This window comes from Vibrio sp. 10N.222.52.B7, assembly GCF_041474275.1.
Taxonomy (GTDB): Bacteria; Pseudomonadota; Gammaproteobacteria; order Enterobacterales; family Vibrionaceae; genus Vibrio; species Vibrio crassostreae_C.
On sequence record NZ_JBFRTU010000543.1, the window covers coordinates 1 to 629 of the forward strand.

At 41.0% G+C, this 629-nt stretch carries 1 protein-coding gene and 1 pseudogene; one reads left to right on the forward strand and one right to left on the reverse strand.

Features of this window, described 5'->3' with window-relative positions; all coding sequences use genetic code 11:
- The coding region (locus AB4512_RS24105; protein ID WP_372176015.1) for a LysR family transcriptional regulator at positions 1–397 on the reverse strand (397 nt) is incomplete at its 3' end.
- A 121-nt stretch (positions 398–518) separates the two neighbouring features.
- Here AB4512_RS24105 and AB4512_RS24110 point away from each other — a divergent pair.
- Positions 519–629, forward strand: a pseudogene (locus AB4512_RS24110) (acetyl-CoA carboxylase carboxyl transferase subunit beta); the annotation flags it as partial.

A 629-nucleotide genomic window follows, 5' to 3' on the forward strand; every position in this document is an offset into this window, starting at 1 on the left:
GGCTGATACTCGTATCACAACATAATGAAATAGATGGATATTGAGTACAAAACGAAACGACGGCTTGGGCCAAGTCAGGTGAGTCTGGCATTAAAACATTGAGTTGCCCTATGACTTCACGAGAGTGTTGTGTCACCTCCTCAAGAGCGTCGTTGAGTTTATCCAACAATGGCTGAGTTCGTAGATAAAGGTGGTCCCCTGCTTCTGTCGAAGAAATTCGGCGAGTCGTTCTATCAAAAAGTCGAGCATCTAGCTGCTCTTCTAGCAACGCGATATGACGACTGACGTTTGATGTCGGTAAACACAGAAACTCTGCAGCTCTCTTAAAGCTATTGTTCTCATAGACACAGTGAAAGCTTTTTAGCCATTGTTGATCAATCTTCTCAAGCATTCCCATTAATCCCACCCATTCTAATAATCCCACCTAATTGGATTATAAAGCCAATATTAGCCACTTTATTACCAGAAACAGGCTTATACAATACTCATCATTAAAAGTGAACTGGATAAGGTTTCCAATGAGTTGGATAGAAAAACTATTAGATAAGAAGAATATAATCAGTACGCGTAAAGCGAATATTCCAGAAGGCGTATGGACAAAATGCCCCTCTTGCAACCAGATCCTGTAC